Annotated in this window: 16 protein-coding genes; 12 read left to right on the top strand and 4 right to left on the bottom strand. The window is 66.8% G+C overall.

Going from position 1 to position 16,292, the window contains the following annotated elements:
• Nucleotides 1–62: 62 nt before the first annotated feature.
• Nucleotides 63–581: an Hcp family type VI secretion system effector gene (locus CFE50_RS06250; RefSeq protein ID WP_017639168.1), complete on the bottom strand. Its 519-nt coding sequence runs from the start codon at nt 579–581 to the stop codon at nt 63–65.
• Between the two features lie 340 nt (nt 582–921).
• Between CFE50_RS06250 and hexR the strand changes: the two genes are divergently transcribed.
• Nucleotides 922–1,791 carry a transcriptional regulator HexR gene (hexR, locus tag CFE50_RS06245; RefSeq protein WP_007160102.1) on the top strand — a complete coding sequence of 290 codons (870 nt, stop codon included), beginning with the start codon at nt 922–924 and terminating at the stop codon, nt 1,789–1,791.
• A gap of 74 nt (nt 1,792–1,865) precedes the next feature.
• Nucleotides 1,866–2,087, top strand: coding sequence for a PA3496 family putative envelope integrity protein (locus tag CFE50_RS06240; RefSeq protein ID WP_241807450.1), 222 nt, complete (start codon nt 1,866–1,868; stop codon nt 2,085–2,087).
• Here the strand turns inward: CFE50_RS06240 and CFE50_RS06235 are convergent.
• Nucleotides 2,017–2,991: a LysR family transcriptional regulator gene (locus CFE50_RS06235; protein ID WP_286732033.1), complete on the bottom strand. Its 975-nt coding sequence runs from the start codon at nt 2,989–2,991 to the stop codon at nt 2,017–2,019. The two genes, CFE50_RS06240 and CFE50_RS06235, sit on opposite strands and share 71 nt — an antisense overlap.
• 138 nt (nt 2,992–3,129) lie before the next feature.
• On the opposite strand from CFE50_RS06235, the gene CFE50_RS06230 reads away from it, so the two are divergent.
• Nucleotides 3,130–4,545, top strand: a complete 1,416-nt coding sequence (locus CFE50_RS06230; protein ID WP_058777129.1) for an acetyl-CoA carboxylase biotin carboxylase subunit — start codon at nt 3,130–3,132, stop codon at nt 4,543–4,545.
• Between the two features lie 13 nt (nt 4,546–4,558).
• Nucleotides 4,559–6,364, top strand: a complete 1,806-nt coding sequence (oadA, locus tag CFE50_RS06225) for a sodium-extruding oxaloacetate decarboxylase subunit alpha (RefSeq protein ID WP_286732032.1) — start codon at nt 4,559–4,561, stop codon at nt 6,362–6,364.
• Nucleotides 6,365–6,420: 56 nt separating this feature from the next.
• Here the strand turns inward: oadA and CFE50_RS06220 are convergent, their stop codons facing one another.
• Together CFE50_RS06220 and CFE50_RS06215 are read right to left on the bottom strand one after the other, a co-directional pair.
• On the bottom strand, nt 6,421–7,287 hold the full coding sequence (locus CFE50_RS06220) for an SDR family NAD(P)-dependent oxidoreductase (protein ID WP_286732031.1): 867 nt from the start codon (nt 7,285–7,287) through the stop codon (nt 6,421–6,423).
• A 12-nt stretch (nt 7,288–7,299) separates the two neighbouring features.
• Nucleotides 7,300–8,688 carry a flavin-containing monooxygenase gene (locus tag CFE50_RS06215; protein WP_286732030.1) on the bottom strand — a complete coding sequence of 463 codons (1,389 nt, stop codon included), beginning with the start codon at nt 8,686–8,688 and terminating at the stop codon, nt 7,300–7,302.
• 170 nt (nt 8,689–8,858) lie between these two features.
• On the opposite strand from CFE50_RS06215, the gene CFE50_RS06210 reads away from it, so the two are divergent.
• The 8 genes from CFE50_RS06210 to CFE50_RS06175 all read left to right on the top strand — a co-directional run bounded on the left by CFE50_RS06210 (nt 8,859) and on the right by CFE50_RS06175 (nt 16,239).
• The gene (locus CFE50_RS06210; RefSeq protein WP_286732029.1) at nt 8,859–9,908 is read left to right on the top strand and encodes an AraC family transcriptional regulator; all 1,050 of its coding nucleotides are present in this window, start codon (nt 8,859–8,861) and stop codon (nt 9,906–9,908) included.
• 145 nt (nt 9,909–10,053) lie between these two features.
• Nucleotides 10,054–10,185, top strand: a complete 132-nt coding sequence (locus CFE50_RS06205) for a hypothetical protein (protein ID WP_278442674.1) — start codon at nt 10,054–10,056, stop codon at nt 10,183–10,185.
• A gap of 176 nt (nt 10,186–10,361) precedes the next feature.
• Complete coding sequence (locus CFE50_RS06200) at nt 10,362–11,255, top strand: metal ABC transporter substrate-binding protein (RefSeq protein WP_286732028.1); 894 nt, start codon at nt 10,362–10,364, stop codon at nt 11,253–11,255.
• On the top strand, nt 11,252–12,013 hold the full coding sequence (locus tag CFE50_RS06195) for a metal ABC transporter ATP-binding protein (protein WP_144961058.1): 762 nt from the start codon (nt 11,252–11,254) through the stop codon (nt 12,011–12,013). The genes CFE50_RS06200 and CFE50_RS06195 overlap by 4 nt, the downstream gene beginning before the upstream one ends.
• Nucleotides 12,013–12,867, top strand: a complete 855-nt coding sequence (locus CFE50_RS06190; RefSeq protein ID WP_241807455.1) for a metal ABC transporter permease — start codon at nt 12,013–12,015, stop codon at nt 12,865–12,867. Before CFE50_RS06195 ends, CFE50_RS06190 begins: the two co-directional genes overlap by 1 nt.
• Nucleotides 12,867–13,712 (top strand): metal ABC transporter permease, encoded by an 846-nt coding sequence (locus CFE50_RS06185; RefSeq protein ID WP_286732027.1) that lies wholly within the window; start codon nt 12,867–12,869, stop codon nt 13,710–13,712. The genes CFE50_RS06190 and CFE50_RS06185 overlap by 1 nt, the downstream gene beginning before the upstream one ends.
• Nucleotides 13,713–13,778: 66 nt before the next feature.
• The gene (locus tag CFE50_RS06180; RefSeq protein WP_007160094.1) at nt 13,779–14,213 is read left to right on the top strand and encodes a CBS domain-containing protein; all 435 of its coding nucleotides are present in this window, start codon (nt 13,779–13,781) and stop codon (nt 14,211–14,213) included.
• An 82-nt stretch (nt 14,214–14,295) separates the two neighbouring features.
• Nucleotides 14,296–16,239 carry a TonB-dependent receptor domain-containing protein gene (locus CFE50_RS06175; protein ID WP_286732026.1) on the top strand — a complete coding sequence of 648 codons (1,944 nt, stop codon included), beginning with the start codon at nt 14,296–14,298 and terminating at the stop codon, nt 16,237–16,239.
• The last annotated feature ends 53 nt before the right edge of the window (nt 16,240–16,292 follow it).

Here is a 16,292-nt window from a genome sequence, read left to right as displayed (position 1 = left end):
CAGCGAATCCCCCGGCCAGCGGGGCTGGCCGGGGGGGTAGAGTGAAGCCGGCAGCCGGCGCCTCAGGCGGCGATCGGCGAGCGCCAGTCGTCGGAACCGGAGGTGCCGGAGACCTCGTGGGTCCAGACGATCTTGCGGTAGGTGAAGTAGACGTCTTCCAGGTGGGTGAAGTGCGCCATGCTCGGGTCCTGGCAGTTGGGCATGCGCGACTGGACGTCGACGATGATGGCGTCCTCCAGTTCGATGGTGAAGTAGTGCTCCTGGGTACCGGTGGCCGAGGTGCGGTACCACTCCAGGCGGCACTTGCCGAGGCGCTCGCCGGAGGTGAGGGCGTTGAAGATCAGCGGCGAGGCCTTGTCGAACACCTTGGTGATCATCAGCGGCTTGTGCACGCGCTGGCCGGTGGGCTGACCCGACTGGGGATCGCGGGGAATGATCACCTGGTGATTGAAGGCCTGGACCAGGATCTGGTCTTCGTGACCTTCCTGGAAGATGTTGCCGACCGAGTCTTCGGTAAAGGTGCCGGCAGTGATCAGGCCTTGCTTGGTGCCTTCGAGGGACAGGTACGCGGGGGTTGGCATGGTGCTCTCCTTGCCTGGTGATGGGCCGTCATGGCCCGGGTGCCAGGAGATAACAAGGGCTATGCCAGAACCGAAAATTCCTTTCTGATCAGTGGGTTGCAAAAGCACTACAGGGGCGGGGCAGGACGTCTGTGCGCCACTGCTCGGGAATCTGCGCAAGGCCTTGCGCAGAGCGGTTCGAAAGCTGCTCGGGCTCAGGTAGTCGGTCGTGCGGATGACTACCAAGTGCCGATACGGGCGCGAAAAGGAACGTGCTGAATCGTAATGACCAAGAGCCTTGGCGACCGTTATGTAGTATAAGTACGACGCACTACATCCGCCCGCTAGACGAGATACGCCTGTGAACCTCATGCAACACATTGCTCAATCCCGCCACCTGCTGCGCAAGTCGGAGCTCAAGGTCGCCGAGCAGGTCATGGTGGATCCGGCTGCCGTCATGCACAGCTCCATGGCCGACCTCGCCCACAACGTCGGCGTCAGCGAGCCCACCATCGTGCGTTTCTGCCGCGCCATCGGCTGCGACGGCTTCCAGGATCTCAAGCTGCGCCTGGCCCAGAGCCTGGCGGCGGGGGCCAGTTTCGGCCAGTTCGCCATCCACGAGAACGATGCGGTGGAAGACTTCAGCCTGAAGATCTTCGACACCACCCTGCATACCCTCATGGACGTGCGCGAGCGCCTGGACATGCGTGCGCTGGAAACGGCGATCGAGGCGATCGCCAAGGCGCAGCGGGTGATGTTCTACGGCTTCGGCGCCTCGGGCTCGGTGGCCAACGACGCCCAGCACAAATTCTTTCGCCTGCAGCTCAGCGCCACCGCCTATTCCGATCCGCACATGCAGGCCATGTCGGCGGCGACCCTGACGGCTTCCGATGCAGCCATCTGCATCTCCCAGTCGGGCCGCTCCAAGGACCTGCTGATCACCGCGAACCTGGTGCGCGACAATGGCGCGGCCCTGATCACCATCTGCCCGGGGCAGACGCCGCTGGCCGATCTGTCGACGGTCAACATCGCCATCGACGTGCACGAAGACACCGATATCTATGTGCCCCTGACCTCGCGGATCGCCCACCTGGTGGTGATCGATGTGCTGGCCATGGGCGTGGCCATGTCCCGCGGTCCGGCCCTGGTCGAGCACCTCAAGGGCGTGAAGCGCAGCTTGCGCAGCCTGCGGTTGTCATCGAAATCGACCAAGCACAGCGACACCCAATAGTCGTCTTTTTGTCGCCAAATCGTCACCTGTTAGGGTGAAGCTGCCCATTCCGATCCCAGCCCGGAGGAATTGGCATGACCGCTCTCATCCAGGAATCCAGCGTTCGTCTCGACAGCAAGACCCGCAGAAAGCTACAGGATCAACGGCGGATGAAATTCCGCCGCGCCATCGAAGCCCGTGCCGAAGACCAGCGACTCGCCGTGGAGCTCGATGAGTTGCTGTTTCTCAATCAGCTGCTGGACGAACGCCAGGCCCAGCGCCGGCAGCAGGCTCCAGGGCAATACCTAACGCATTGATCAGGCTGCGCTGGCCGCGCAGATAGTCGACGAAGGCCTGGGCCACCGGCGACAGCGGCTTGCCGCGCACCTGCACCACGCACCAGGAGCGGCGCAGCGGCAAGTCGGCGACGTCCAGCTCGACCAGGCTGCCGGCGGCGAGATCACTGCGAATGGCCTGGCGCGGCAGCAGCGCCAGGCCGAGTCCGGCGCGGACCGCCTCGCGCTGCGCCTCGAAGGCGCCGATCTCCAGCTGTTCGGCGAAGTGGGCGCGCTTCTGCTTGAGATAGTCCTCGCAAGCCTGGCGCGTGCCGGAGCCGACCTCGCGCACCAGCAGCGGATAGGCCGCCAGATCGCGCAGGCTCAGGCCATGGCGGCCGGCCAGGGCATGGCCCGGGCGCGCCACGGCGACGATGGCGTTGTCCAGCAAGGGCAGGAAATCCAGGTCCGAGCCACTGGGCACCCCGGACATCAGCGCCACGTCCTCGCGATTCTCCGTCAGCCGACGCAGCACCCGGGCATGGTTGCCCACGGTCAGCGCCAGATCGACCTGGGGATGGCTGCTGCGGAACTGGCTGAACAGGTGCGGCGCCAGGTACTGGGCGCTGCTCTCCACCCCCAGGCGCAGCTGGCCGTGCAGGGCGCCGCGCAGATCCGACAGCTGCATGTCCAGGCTGCCCAGGCGGGCGAAGAGATCGCGCCCGGTCTGGCGCAGGGCCTCGCCGGCTTCGGTGAGGTAAAGGGTGCGATTGACGTAGTTGAACAGGGGCGCGCCCACTACCTCTTCGAGCTGACGGACCTGCAGGCTCACCGCCGGCTGGGTCAGCGCCATGATGTCGGCCGCGCGGCTGTAGGAGCGGGCCTCGCACACGGCCTCGAATACCTGCAATTGGCGAAAGGTGAGCCGCATCAAGGGCTTGCGCATGGGCATCTTGGAGATCCATAAGGGATGACTTATGGAGTATCCAACAATTATTTATTTTCCATAAGAGAGACCCTGGCGTAGCTTCAGGTCACCGGCAATAACAAGCGGCTGCAGGCTGCAGCAGACAAGGAGCCAGGTGTGATCAAGAAGATACTTATCGCCAATCGGGGCGAGATCGCCGTGCGCATCGTGCGTGCCTGTGCCGAGATGGGCATCCGCTCGGTGGCGGTCTACTCCGATGCGGATCGCCAAGCGCTCCACGTGAAACGTGCCGACGAAGCCCATGGGATCGGCAGCGATCCGCTGGAGGGTTATCTCAACCCGCGCAAATTGGTGAATCTCGCCGTGGAGACCGGTTGCGACGCCCTGCATCCCGGCTATGGCTTTCTTTCGGAAAACGCCGAGCTGGCGGAAATCTGCGCCCAGCGCGGGATCCGCTTCATCGGGCCATCCGCCGAGGTCATCCGCCGCATGGGCGACAAGACCGAGGCCCGGCGCAGCATGATCGCCGCCGGCGTACCCTGCACCCCGGGCACCGAGGGCAACGTGGCGGACATCGCCGAGGCCCTGCGCGAAGGCGATCGACTCGGCTATCCGGTAATGCTCAAGGCCACCTCCGGCGGCGGCGGTCGTGGTATCCGCCGCTGCAATTCCCGCGAGGAACTGGAGCAGGCCTATCCACGGGTGATCTCCGAGGCGACCAAGGCCTTCGGCTCGGCCGAGGTGTTTCTCGAGAAATGCATCGTCAATCCCAAGCACATCGAGGCGCAGATCCTTGCCGACAGCCACGGCAACACCGTGCACCTGTTCGAGCGCGACTGCTCCATCCAGCGGCGCAACCAGAAGCTGATCGAGATCGCGCCCAGCCCCCAGCTGACCCCCGAGCAGCGCGCCTACATCGGCGACCTGGCCGTGCGCGCCGCCAAGGCGGTGGGGTACGAGAACGCAGGCACCGTGGAATTCCTGCTCGCCGAGGGCGAGGTGTATTTCATGGAGATGAACACCCGGGTGCAGGTGGAGCACACCATTACCGAGGAAATCACCGGCATCGACATCGTTCGCGAGCAGATCCGCATCGCCTCGGGCCTGCCGCTGTCCTTTGCCCAGGAAGACGTCCAGCACCGCGGCTTCGCCCTGCAATTCCGCATCAATGCCGAGGACCCGAAGAACAACTTCCTGCCGAGCTTCGGCAAGATCACCCGCTACTACGCCCCGGGCGGACCGGGGGTGCGCACCGACACCGCCATCTACACCGGCTACGTGATCCCGCCGTACTACGACTCCATGTGCCTCAAGCTGATCGTCTGGGCGCTGACCTGGGAAGAGGCCATGGATCGTGGCCTGCGCGCCCTGGACGACATGCGCGTGCAGGGGGTGAAGACCACCGCGCCCTATTACGAGGCCATCCTGCGCGATCCCGAATTCCGCAGCGGGCGCTTCAACACCAGCTTCGTGGAAAGCCATCCGGAGCTGACCCAGTACTCGATCAAGCGCAACCCGACGCACCTGGCCATCGCCATCGCCGCCGCCATCGCCGCCCACGCCGGTCTGTAAGGACGACAGAACAATGAAAAGCATCCAGATCACCGACACCATCCTGCGCGACGCCCACCAATCGCTGCTGGCGACCCGCATGCGCACCGAAGACATGCTGCCGATCTGCGCCAAGCTCGACCAGGTCGGCTACTGGTCGCTGGAAGTCTGGGGCGGCGCCACCTTCGACGCCTGCGTGCGCTTCCTCAAGGAAGACCCCTGGGAGCGTCTGCGCCAGCTACGCAAGGCGCTGCCCAATACCCGGCTGCAGATGCTCCTGCGCGGCCAGAATCTGCTCGGCTACCGGCACTACAGCGATGACGTGGTCGAGGCCTTCGTCGAGCGCGCCGCCGCCAATGGCACCGACGTCTTCCGCATCTTCGATGCCATGAACGACGTGCGTAACCTGGAAACCGCCATCCGCGCGGTCAAGGCCAGCGGCAAGCATGCCCAGGGCACCCTCTGCTACACCACCAGCCCGGTGCACACCGTCGCGGCCTTCGTCGAGCAGGCGCGGCGCATGGCCGACCTGGGCGTGGACTCCATCGCCATCAAGGACATGGCCGGCCTGCTGACGCCCTATGCCACCGGCGAGCTGGTCAAGGCGCTCAAGGAGGCCCTGACCCTGGACGTAGTGGTGCATTCCCATGACACCGCCGGGGTGGCCGCCATGTGCCAGCTCAAGGCGGTGGAGAATGGCGCCGATCGCATCGACACGGCGATCTCCAGCATGGCCTGGGGCACCAGCCACCCGGGGACCGAATCCATGGTCGCGGCCCTGCGCGACACGCCCTATGACACCGGCCTGGATCTGGAGCTGCTACAGGAGATCGGCCTGTATTTCCATGCGGTGCGCAAGAAGTACCACCAGTTCGAGAGCGAATTCACCGGGGTCGACACCCGCGTGCAGGTCAACCAGGTGCCGGGCGGCATGATCTCCAACCTGGCCAACCAGCTGCGCGAGCAGGGCGCCCTCAATCGCATGAACGAGGTGCTGGAAGAGATCCCGCGGGTGCGCAAGGACCTGGGCTATCCGCCCCTGGTGACCCCGACCTCGCAGATCGTCGGCACCCAGGCCTTCTTCAACGTGCTGGCCGGCGAGCGCTACAAGACCATCACCAACGAGGTGAAGCTCTATCTGCAGGGCCGCTACGGCAAGGCGCCGGGTGCCATCTGCGAGCAGCTGCGCAAGCAGGCCATCGGTCAGGAAGAGGTCATCGAGGTGCGTCCGGCCGATCTGCTCAGTCCCGAGCTGGCCCGGCTGCGCGCCGAGATCGGTGACCTGGCGAAGAGCGAAGAAGACGTGATGACCTTTGCCATGTTCCCCGACATCGGGCGCAAGTTCCTCGAGGAACGCGCCGCCGGGACCCTGGTGCCGGAAGCCCTGCTGCCCATGCCGTCGGCCGATGGCGTGGCCGCGGTGGGCGGCCAGGGCGTGCCCACCGCCTTCAGCGTCGACGTGCACGGCGAGACCTACCAGGTGGACATCACCGGCATCGGCCTCAAGAGCGAAGGCAAGCGGCACTTCTACCTGTCCATCGACGGGGTGCCGGAAGAGGTGGTGTTCGAAGCCAGTGGCGACTTCGTCGCCGAGGGCGGCCAGCGGCGGCGCCAGGCGGAGCGTCCGGGCGACGTCAGCACCACCATGCCGGGCAACATCGTCGAGGTGCTGGTCAAGGAGGGCGACCAGGTCAGGGCCGGGCAGGGCTTGCTGGTCACCGAAGCCATGAAGATGGAAACCGAGATCCAGGCGCCCATCGCCGGCACCGTCACCGCGGTGCGGGTGGCCAAGAGCGACCGGGTCAATCCGGGCGAGGTGTTGATCGAAATCGAAGGCTGAGATCACTTCGATTTCCCTTGGGGTCCTCGGGCCCCTTTTTTGTTTTCGAAAGCAGGCTAATCGGGTCGGTCGTCCGGGCGCAGGCGCCAGGTGCCCTCGTGGCGCTCGGCCAGGCCGCGTTGCTCCAGGTCGCTGAGATAGCGACGCAGGCCGCGTTCGCCGCGGCGCTGAAAGAACGGCAACAGGCGCGGCAGCAGGTCGGGCACCAGCATCGCCAGCCGACTCAGCCAGAGTTCGCCGGCGCGCGGGGCGCTTTCCAGGCGCGGTCGATCCAGCACCCGCACCAGCAGCCGCGCCACCGTCTCGGGTGACTGGGGCGGATCCATGAATTGCAGGGCATTGCCGCCGGCGATGGCCTCGTGGCGCAGCATCGGGGTGTCGGTGGCCGACGGCAGGACGCAGCAGACGCGGATGCCCTGGGGCGCGAGATCCTGCGCCAGGGCGAGCATGGCGCCGCGCAGGCCGAACTTGCTGGCGCAATAGATGGGGCTTTCCGGGGTGGGAAAGATGCCCGCCAGGGAGACCGTGGTGACCAGCCGGGCATTGGTCGAGCGTTGGAGCAGGGGAATGGCCAGGCGCGCGAGCAGCAGGGGCGCCAGCAGGTTGATGTCGAGCTCCTGGCGAATGCTCGCCGGAGAGCGTTCGGTGAGGGGGCCGACGCGGACGATGGCGGCGTTGTTGACCAGGGCGTCGAGGCGACCGCAGCGCTGCTGGACGAAGTCGATCAGGGCGGCGAGCTGGTCTTCGTCGCAGAGATCGGCGGCGTAGGTCAGGGTGGCTTCGTCCAGCTCGGCGCGCAGGGCGGCCAGGCCCCTGGCGTCGCGATCCACCAGGATCAGCTGGACCGGACGGCGGCTGAGTTGCCGCGCCAGGCATTGACCGATGCCGCCGGCGGCACCGGTGATCAGGATGACGTCGCTCATGGGCAGGCTCGCTCAGGACGGGGTGGGCAGGCTGGCCGGAAGCGGCTCGGGTGCCTGGCGCAGGGGGTCGAAATAACCCGGGGTCAGATCGCTCCAGCCCAGCCGACGGCGCAGCTGGCGCAGGTATTTCTGCAGGGCGTGCACCTCCAGGTAGACGGCGTGGCGAGGCGAGTCGACGAAGCGGATGCCGCCGGAGAGGTCCGGGTCGTCCTGCTGGATCAGCGCCTGGAATTCGCGGGCCTGGTGCGGGCGCTGGAGCTGGTCGGCCAGGTGGCAGGCGATCAGGTGGGCTTCCTGATCGAACAGCTTGTAGGCGCTGGAGTTGGTCTCCAGATAGCCGATGCCGAACAGGTTGCGGTGCTCGCGACTGAAGATGGACAGGTAGAGCTGCGGCCGGCCGTGCTGCCAGCTGAGGTAGTCGGCGGCGTAGCGGCAACTCCAGCGATAGCCGGTGGCATAGAGCACCAGGTCGAGAGTCTCCCGGCTGCCATCGCGAAACACCACCTGGTCGCCCTCGAAGTGGGAGACATCCGGACGCGCCTGGATGTTGCCGTGCTGCAGATGATGCAGCAGCTGGCTGTTGAGCAGCGGATGGCTCTCGAACAGGCGATGGTCCGGCTTGGGCAGGCCAAAGCGGGTCAGGTCGCCCTGCAGCAGGCGCAGCAGGCCCTGGAACAGCGGCCGTTCCAGCCACAGCGGCAGGCGCGGACCGCGTTCGCCGAAGACGTCCGCCGGCACGCCGAAGAGGTGCTTGGGGATGAAGTGATAGCCGCGCCTCAGGCTGATGAAGGCGCGCTCGGCATTGGCGGCGGCGTCGCAGGCGATGTCGGCTCCGGAATTGCCGGCGCCGACGATCAATACCCGCTTGCCCTGGAATTCCGTCGCGCGCCGGTAGCTGACCGCGTGGCGGATCTCGCCGCTGAAGTGCCCCGGGATCTCCGGCAGGTTGGGGTCCCAGTTGCAGCCGGTGGCGCAGATCAGTGCCCGATAGCGGCGGCGTTCACCGCTGTCGAGGGTGACGATCCAGCGGTCCTCTGCATCTTTATCGACCCGTTCGACGGCGGTGTTGAAACGGGCCTGGGCATAGAGGCTGAAGGTGCGGGCGAAGGCGCGCAGGTAGTCGAGGATCTGGCGATTGCCGGGATAGTCGGGAAAGGCGCGGGGCATCGGATAGTCGAGAAAGCCCGAGAGGTCCCGCGACGAGATGAAGTGGGCGGATTCGTACATGGGCGTGCCGGGGTTATCCAGGTCCCAGACGCCGCCGAAGTCGCTGTGGCGCTCGAACTGCTCGTAGTCCAGGCCGCGGCGCCTGAGCGCGCGGGCCATGCACAGGCCGCCGGGGCCACCGCCGACGATGCAGATGCGCTCGCCGCAGTCCTGGTAGGAAAGGTCGTCGTTCATGCAGGTCTCCACGCGTGGGTGTCGAGGCCACCTTAGCGGCGGGTCGAGGGGCCACGGCAGGGTGGCGGCGGCCAGGGAAGGGGGCCGAAACGGACAGCCGTTGCCGAGGGATTTTCGCCCGCGCGCCACTGGGTTAACGTCGGGCAGGTTCTCGCCCGAGGAGCGTCGTCATGCCGGACCCCGTCGATCCGCGCTTTTCCCGTGCCTCGGCGCCGCCCCAGGTGTCGCGGCTACTGCTGCGGGTGGCAGCCGAACGCCACGCCGACGTGGAGCGACTCTGCCGCGGCCTGGGGTTCACGGCGGCCGACGTGCAGCGACCGGGCTTTCGCCTATCGCACCGGCAGGGCTATCTGCTGGTCAGGCGCTGCCTGGCGCAACTGGGTGACGACGGCCTGGGCTTGGCAGTCGGCGCCCGGCAGACCAGCGTCTCGCTCGGTCTGGTCGGCCTCGGCATGCAGGCCTGCGCCACGCTGGGCGCGGCCCTGGAACTGGGGTTGCACTACCAGCAGCAGGCCGGTGCCATGCTCGACTATGGCCTGGAGCAAGGGGCGGCGGCGGTGCGGCTGGTGCTGACGCCCCGCTTCCACGAGCCGGCGGTGACCGCCTTCTACATGGAGGAGGGACTGGCCAGCGTGCTAGGCGTCGCCCGCCATCTCGCCGGGACCCAGCTGCCGCCGCGGGCGCTGAGTCTGGACTATCCCGCGCCGCCGCATGGCGAGCGCTATGCGGCCTTGTTCGAGTGCCCGGTGCGCTTCGCCGCGCCGGCGACCGCCATCGAATTCGACCCTGCCTGGCTGGACCTGCCGCTCGCCACCCGCGACGACGCCGTGGCCGCCGAGGTGATTGAATTGCTGGGCGCGGCGGCTGGCTACGATCCCTTGCAGACGGATCTGGTCGAGGGCCTGCAGCGCGAGATCCGCAAGCGACTGGATGCGCCGCCGACCCTGGCGCAACTGGCCGCGCCGCTCAATCTCAGCGAGCGGACCCTGAGGCGCCGGCTCGAAGCGGCGGGTACCCGCTATCAGGCGCTGGTTGACGAAGCCCGGCGTGGCTTGGCGCTGACGTTGCTCGGCCGGGCCGACCTGGCGCTGGCCGAGGTGGCCTTCCAAACCGGCTTTGGCGATCTGCGCAATTTCCGCCGGGCCTTCCGGCGCTGGACCGGCCTGACACCACAGGAAGCCCGCCGTCGCCTGAAGACGCGGGAGGAAGAGGGCGACTAGGCCTCGCTCCCGGTTCGTCTGCTCGCACTAGCCCGAGCGGTTTAGGGCGCCTCTATTTATCTGATTGAGAAAAAGCACTAACACCTCTCGATAGGGTCTGCTATTTAATATAGCCAAGGCTATAACGATCCCGGGAGGATTCGCGATGCTGAAAGAACTCAAGAAACGCGCCCTGCGCGGTCTGCTGGACAAGCTGCTCGACGGACACGCCGAACGCCGCGCGCTGGAAACCCCGCCCGAGCGTCCTCGCGGCATGACGGTCCACGCCGCGCACTGATCCCTGCCAATCAGGCCGGTCCCTCCGGCCTCTGCAGCCCTCCTCAGCGCCTCCGCCTTGCCGTGTTCGTCCCTGTCCCTCACCCCTCTCATCCCAGGTTACAAAGTCTTCCTGCACCTCTGATAGGTTGTGCTATCTAATTTAGCCAAGGCTATAACCACCGAGAGGCGGGCCGGATGCTGGAGAAGACGAGACGCTGGACCCTGGCGGGTCTGCTGGGATTGCTGCTGGGGAATGCCGCCCAGGCCGCCGAGCCGTTCAAGGTGGTCACCACCTTCACGGTGATCGCCGACATGGCGCGCAATGTGGCGGGCGACGCCGCGCGGGTGGAATCCATCACCAAACCCGGCGCCGAGATCCACAACTACCAGCCCACCCCGGGCGATCTACTCAAGACGCGCGATGCCCAGCTGGTGCTGTGGAACGGCCTCAATCTGGAGCTCTGGTTCGAGCGCTTCTTCAGTCGCATGACGGACGTGCCCAGCGCGGTGGTTTCCCGGGGCGTCGCGCCCATCGCCATCGCCCAGGGTCCCTATGCCAGCAAGCCCAATCCCCATGCCTGGATGTCGCCGCAGGCAGCGCTGATCTACGTCGACAACATCCGCGATGCCCTGGTGGAGCACGATCCGGCCCAGGCCGAGACCTATCGCCGCAACGCCGCGGCCTACAAGGCGCGCATCACCGCCACCCTCGAACCCCTGCGCCAGCAGCTGCAGGCGATTCCCGAACAGCGGCGCTGGCTGGTGTCCAGCGAGGGCGCCTTCAGCTACCTGGCGCGCGACCTGGGGCTCAAGGAGCTCTATCTCTGGCCGATCAACGCCGACGCCCAGGGCACGCCGCAGCAGGTCCGCCGGGTGATCGAGACGGTGCGCGCCGAGCGGATTCCGGCGGTGTTCAGCGAAAGCACGGTTTCCGCCGCACCGGCCGAGCAGGTGGCACGGGAGAGCGGCGCTCGCTACGGCGGGGTGCTTTATGTCGACTCCCTGAGCGCCGCCGAGGGACCGGTGCCCACCTATCTCGATCTGCTGCGGGTCACCACCGAAACCCTGGTGAAGGGGCTGGCGCCATGATCGCGCTCGAGGGAGTCAGCGTGACCTATCGCAATGGCCATACCGCCCTGCGCGACGCCAGTCTGGTGGTACCCGGCGGCTCCATCACCGCCCTGGTGGGCGTCAACGGCAGCGGCAAGTCGACGCTGTTCAAGGCGATCATGGGCTTCGTGCCGGTCCGTTCCGGCCAGGTAAGGGTCGATGACCTGCCGGTGGCCCGGGCGCTCAAGCGCAACCTCGTCGCCTACGTCCCCCAGAGCGAAGACGTGGACTGGGACTTTCCGGTGCGGGTGGAGGACGTGGTGCTCATGGGCCGCTATGGGCGGATGAATTTCCTACGCCTGGCCCGCGCCGCCGATCACCAGGCGGTGGACGCCGCCCTGGCCCGGGTGGGGCTGACCGCGTTGCGCAAGCGGCAGATCGGCGAACTCTCCGGCGGCCAGAAGAAGCGCGTCTTTCTCGCCCGCGCCCTGGCCCAGGACAGCCGGGTGATCCTCCTGGACGAACCCTTCACCGGGGTGGACGCCACCTCCGAGCGCGCCATCATCGAGTTGCTCCAGGCGCTGCGCGCCGAAGGTCGCTCCATGCTGGTGTCGACCCATGATCTGGCCAGCATCGAGCGCTTCTGCGATCGCACCGTGTTGCTCGATCGCACCGTGCTGGCCCAGGGGCCGACGGCCGAGGTCTTTACCCGGGAGAACCTGGAACGCACCTTTGGCGGCGCCCTGCGGCTGTTCGACGGGCTGCAAGCGGAGCCGCGGCGGCGGGAGCGTGCCTGATGGAAGGGCTGCTGGAACCCCTGGCCTACGGCTACATGAGAAATGCCCTGGGCGCGGCGGCGCTGGTGGGCGGGCTGTGCGCCTTTCTTTCCGCCTACCTGATGCTAAAGGGCTGGTCGCTGATCGGCGATGCCCTTTCCCATGCCGTGGTGCCCGGCGTGGCCGGCGCCTATCTGCTCGGCCTGCCGCTGGCGCTGGGCGCCTTTCTCGCCGGCGGCGCGGCGGCCGGCGCCATGCTCGGGCTGCGGCAGTACACCCGGCTCAAGGAAGACGTCATCATCGGGCTGATCTTCAGCGCCTTCTTTGGCGGCGGGCTGTTCCTGGTCTCGCTGGCGCCGGTGGCGGTGGACATCCAGACCATCGTCTTCGGCAACATCCTGGCCATCACCCCCGAGGCCAGTCGCCAGTTGCTGACTATCGCCGCCGTCTCCCTGCTGGTGCTACTGCTCAAATGGCGCGACCTGCTGCTGGTGTTTTTCGACGAAGGCCAGGCGCGCGCCTGCGGCCTCAATCCCACCCTGTACCGGCTGCTGTTCTTTACCCTGCTGGCGCTGAGCACCGTGGCGGCCATGCAGACGGTGGGCGCCTTCCTGGTCATCGCCCTGGTGGTGACGCCGGGGGCGACGGCCTATCTGCTCAGCGATCGCTTCTCGCGGGTGGTGCTGATCAGCGTCGCCATCGGTATCGGCAGCGGCCTCTTGGGCACCTACCTCAGCTACTTCCTCGACGGCGCCACCGGGGGCTGCGTGGTGGTCTTGCAGACCCTGATCTTTCTGCTGGCCTTCGTCCTGGCGCCGCGTCACGGCCTGCTGGCCAACCGCCGCCGCGCGCGGCAGACGGCGGAGGCGGGCTGATGGACTGGCTGCTGCTGACCCTGGAAGTCGATTTCCTCCGCCAGGCGTTGCTGATGGCCGTGCTGGTGGCGGTGCCCACGGCGCTGCTGTCCTGTTTCCTGGTGCTCAAGGGCTGGGCGCTGCTGGGCGATGCTATCGCCCACGCGGTCTTTCCCGGCCTGGTGCTGGCCTCGGCGCTGGGCGCACCGCTGGTGGCGGGCGCCTTCGTCGCGGGGCTGGGTTGCGCCCTGGCCACCGGCTATCTCAAGCGCCACAGCCGGGTAAAGCAGGACACCCTGATGGGCGTGGTCTTTTCCGGCATGTTCGGCCTGGGCCTGGTGCTGCACGCCAGGCTGCCCACCGAGCTGCACCTGGACCACATCCTGCTCGGCGACCTGCTGGGGGTGTCCCCGGCGGCCTTCTGGCAGATGGCGGTGATCGCCGGCCTGGTGGTGCTGGCGCTGGCCTGTCGCTGGCGCGACCTGCTGGTGCTGGCCTTCGACGCGGCCCAGGCCCGGGCCCTGGGTCTGCGGGTGGGACTGCTGCACTACGGCCTGCTCGGTCTGATCGCTCTGACCGTGGTCGGCGCCCTGCAGGCGGTAGGCATGGTGCCGGTGGTGGCGCTGCTGATCGCCCCCGGTGCCACGGCCTTTCTGCTGACCCGTTCCTTTGGCTGGATGCTGCTGCTGGCCACCACCCTGGCCGTGACGGCGGCCCTGGGCGGGGTGCTGCTGAGCCTGGTCTGGGACAGCGCCCCGGCGCCGACCCTGGTGGTGCTGCTGACGGCCGGTTTCCTGCTGGCCCTGGCATGGCGCCTGTGGCGGGATCGACGTCGTTCGGGCGACAAGGGCGTTCAGGTGGCCTGATGTAATCGACTGACCGGCCCTGCCAGGCACCTCCGGTCACGCTCGCCTCACCTCAGGAGAACTACAATGAAAACCGTCGCCCAGTTGCTCGCCCTGAAGACCCAGCAGGACGTCTACACCATCGCTCCCGACGCCTGGGTGCTCGACGCCCTGCGCCTGATGGCGGAAAAGAACGTCGGGGCGCTGCCGGTGATGCGCGACGGCGAACTGGTGGGCATCGTCAGCGAGCGGGACTATGCGCGCAAGGTGGCCTTGCAGGGACGCTCCTCCTACGCGACCCCGGTCAGCGAGATCATGACCGAGGCGGTCATCATCGTGCTGCCGCAGCAGACCGTGGGCGACTGCATGCAGATGATGACCGACCACCACCTGCGTCACCTGCCGGTGATGGGCAACGGCAAGCTGATCGGGCTGCTGTCCATCGGCGACCTGGTCAAGGCGACCACCGTGCAGCAGGCGGAGCTGATCCGCCACTTGGAAGGCTACATCCGCGGCGAATGAGGGCAGCTGTCCCAACCTGTCCCAATTTGTGTAACGGCAATCATTACCATCCGTGCCCTTTCCCGTCTGGAGGGCACGCTGCATGGCAAGGTTGCAACGCTTCATCCCTACGCCCCTGGCGCTCGGCCTGGCTGTGGCCAGTCTGGCGATTCAGGCCGAAGAGATCACCGATCTCGACACCACGGTGGTCACCGCCTCCGGCTTCGAACAGCGGCTGGAGGACGCCCCGGCCTCGGTCACGGTGATCGACGCCGAGACCCTGCGCAAGCGCCCGATCCGCGACCTGGGCGATGCCCTGCGCGACGTCGAGGGGGTAGTGGTCAACGGCGCGGCCAACGAGACCGACATCTCCATCCGGGGCATGCCGGGGGATTACACCCTGATCCTGGTGGACGGTAAGCGGCAGAGCGCGCGGGAGTCGCGGGTCAACGGCAATCGTGGCTACGAGCAGAGTTTCATTCCGCCGGCGGCGGCCATCGAGCGGATCGAGGTGGTACGCGGGCCCATGTCCTCGCTGTATGGCTCCGACGCCATCGGCGGGGTGATCAACATCATCACCAAGAAGAACGCCGCCACCTGGCACGGCTCCCTGACCACCGACTACATCGCCCAGCAGCACCGCGACCAGGGCAATTCGCGCCAGGGCCAATTCTTTCTGAGCGGACCGCTGCACACTGACCTGCTCGGTCTGCAGCTCTGGGGCCGCTACCTGGATCGCCAGGCCGACGACGACATCGAGCGGACCCAGGGCTTCAGCAAGGCGCGCCATCGCGACCTGACCGGGCGCCTGGCCTTCACCCCGAACGAGAATCACGAAGTCCTGCTGGAAGCCGGGCAGACACGCCTGCGCAACGGCGACGGCCTGAGCGACAACTGGGCGACCCGCCAGCAGGACAACGATCGCGATCACTGGTCGCTGAGTCACACCGGCCACTGGACCGGCGGGCTGCGCTCGGATGTGTCGCTGCTGCACGAGGAGACCTCTCGCGAAGGCCTCGCCACGCCGCAGCAGACCGATATCTATGGGCGCAAGCCCCAGGTCGAGAACACCGTGTTCGATGCCAAGTTGGTGACGCCCTTGGACGACCACCTGCTCACCACCGGTGTGCAATACAACCGTGGCGAGGTGCAGGATTGGAACCAGGGCCTGAACGATCGCCGCCAGTATTCTTTCGCGGTGACCCAGCAGGCGCTGTTCGCCGAGGACGAGTGGGCCATCACCGACAGCTTCGCGCTCACCGGCGGGCTGCGCCTGGATCACCACGAGCTGTACGGCAATCACTGGAGTCCGCGGCTCTACGGTGTCTGGCATGCGACTCCTGAGTGGACCTTCAAGGGTGGCGTCTCGCGCGGCTTCAAGGCGCCGGAAATCCGCGCCGTGGCGCCGGGTTACGCCTATCTGCGGCGCAACCGCTTCGTCATGCTTGGCAATCCGGATCTCAAGCCGGAAACCAGCACCAACTACGAGGTGGCGGCGCTCTGGTCCAACCGGCGCAATCTAGAGGCGGCGGCGACGCTGTTCTACAACGACTTTCAGGACAAGCTGTCGACGGTCACCACCACCGAGCGCTGGAACGGCTATATCCGCATGGACCGTATCAACGTCGACGAGGCGGTGATCCGCGGCGTTGAGCTCAGCGGTGGCTGGGACATCACCGAGGCCCTGCGCCTGGGCGGCAACTTCACCTATCTCGACTCGGAGCAGCGCAGCGGTCCCAATCAGGGTGCGCCCCTGGCCCTGACCCCGGAGCGCAAGGCCAACGTCCGCCTGGACTGGACCCTGTCCGACCGGCTCAATCTGTGGACGGCGCTGGATTACTACGGTGAGGAATACGACGCCACCCTGACCGGCGAAGCGGCGCCGGCCTATACCACCTGGGACGTGGGCGGCGGCTTCGTGGCGACGCGCAACCTGAGCTTCAATGCCGCTATCCGCAATCTGAACGATCGGCGTCTGGACGACGAGACCTATGGCACGGTGAACTACGGTCGCCATCTCTGGGTAAGCGCGACCTTGAGCTTCTAGAGAAGTCGGATGCTCCACGTGGAACCTCCACTGGGGGGACGCGTGTTGGTACC

It is taken from the genome of Pseudomonas sp. PGPPP4, from assembly GCF_002256045.1.
GTDB lineage: Bacteria > Pseudomonadota > Gammaproteobacteria > Pseudomonadales > Pseudomonadaceae > Chryseomonas > Chryseomonas oryzihabitans.
The sequence above is the reverse complement of the archived record's forward strand: the minus strand, read 5'-3'. Positions and strand labels throughout refer to the sequence as shown.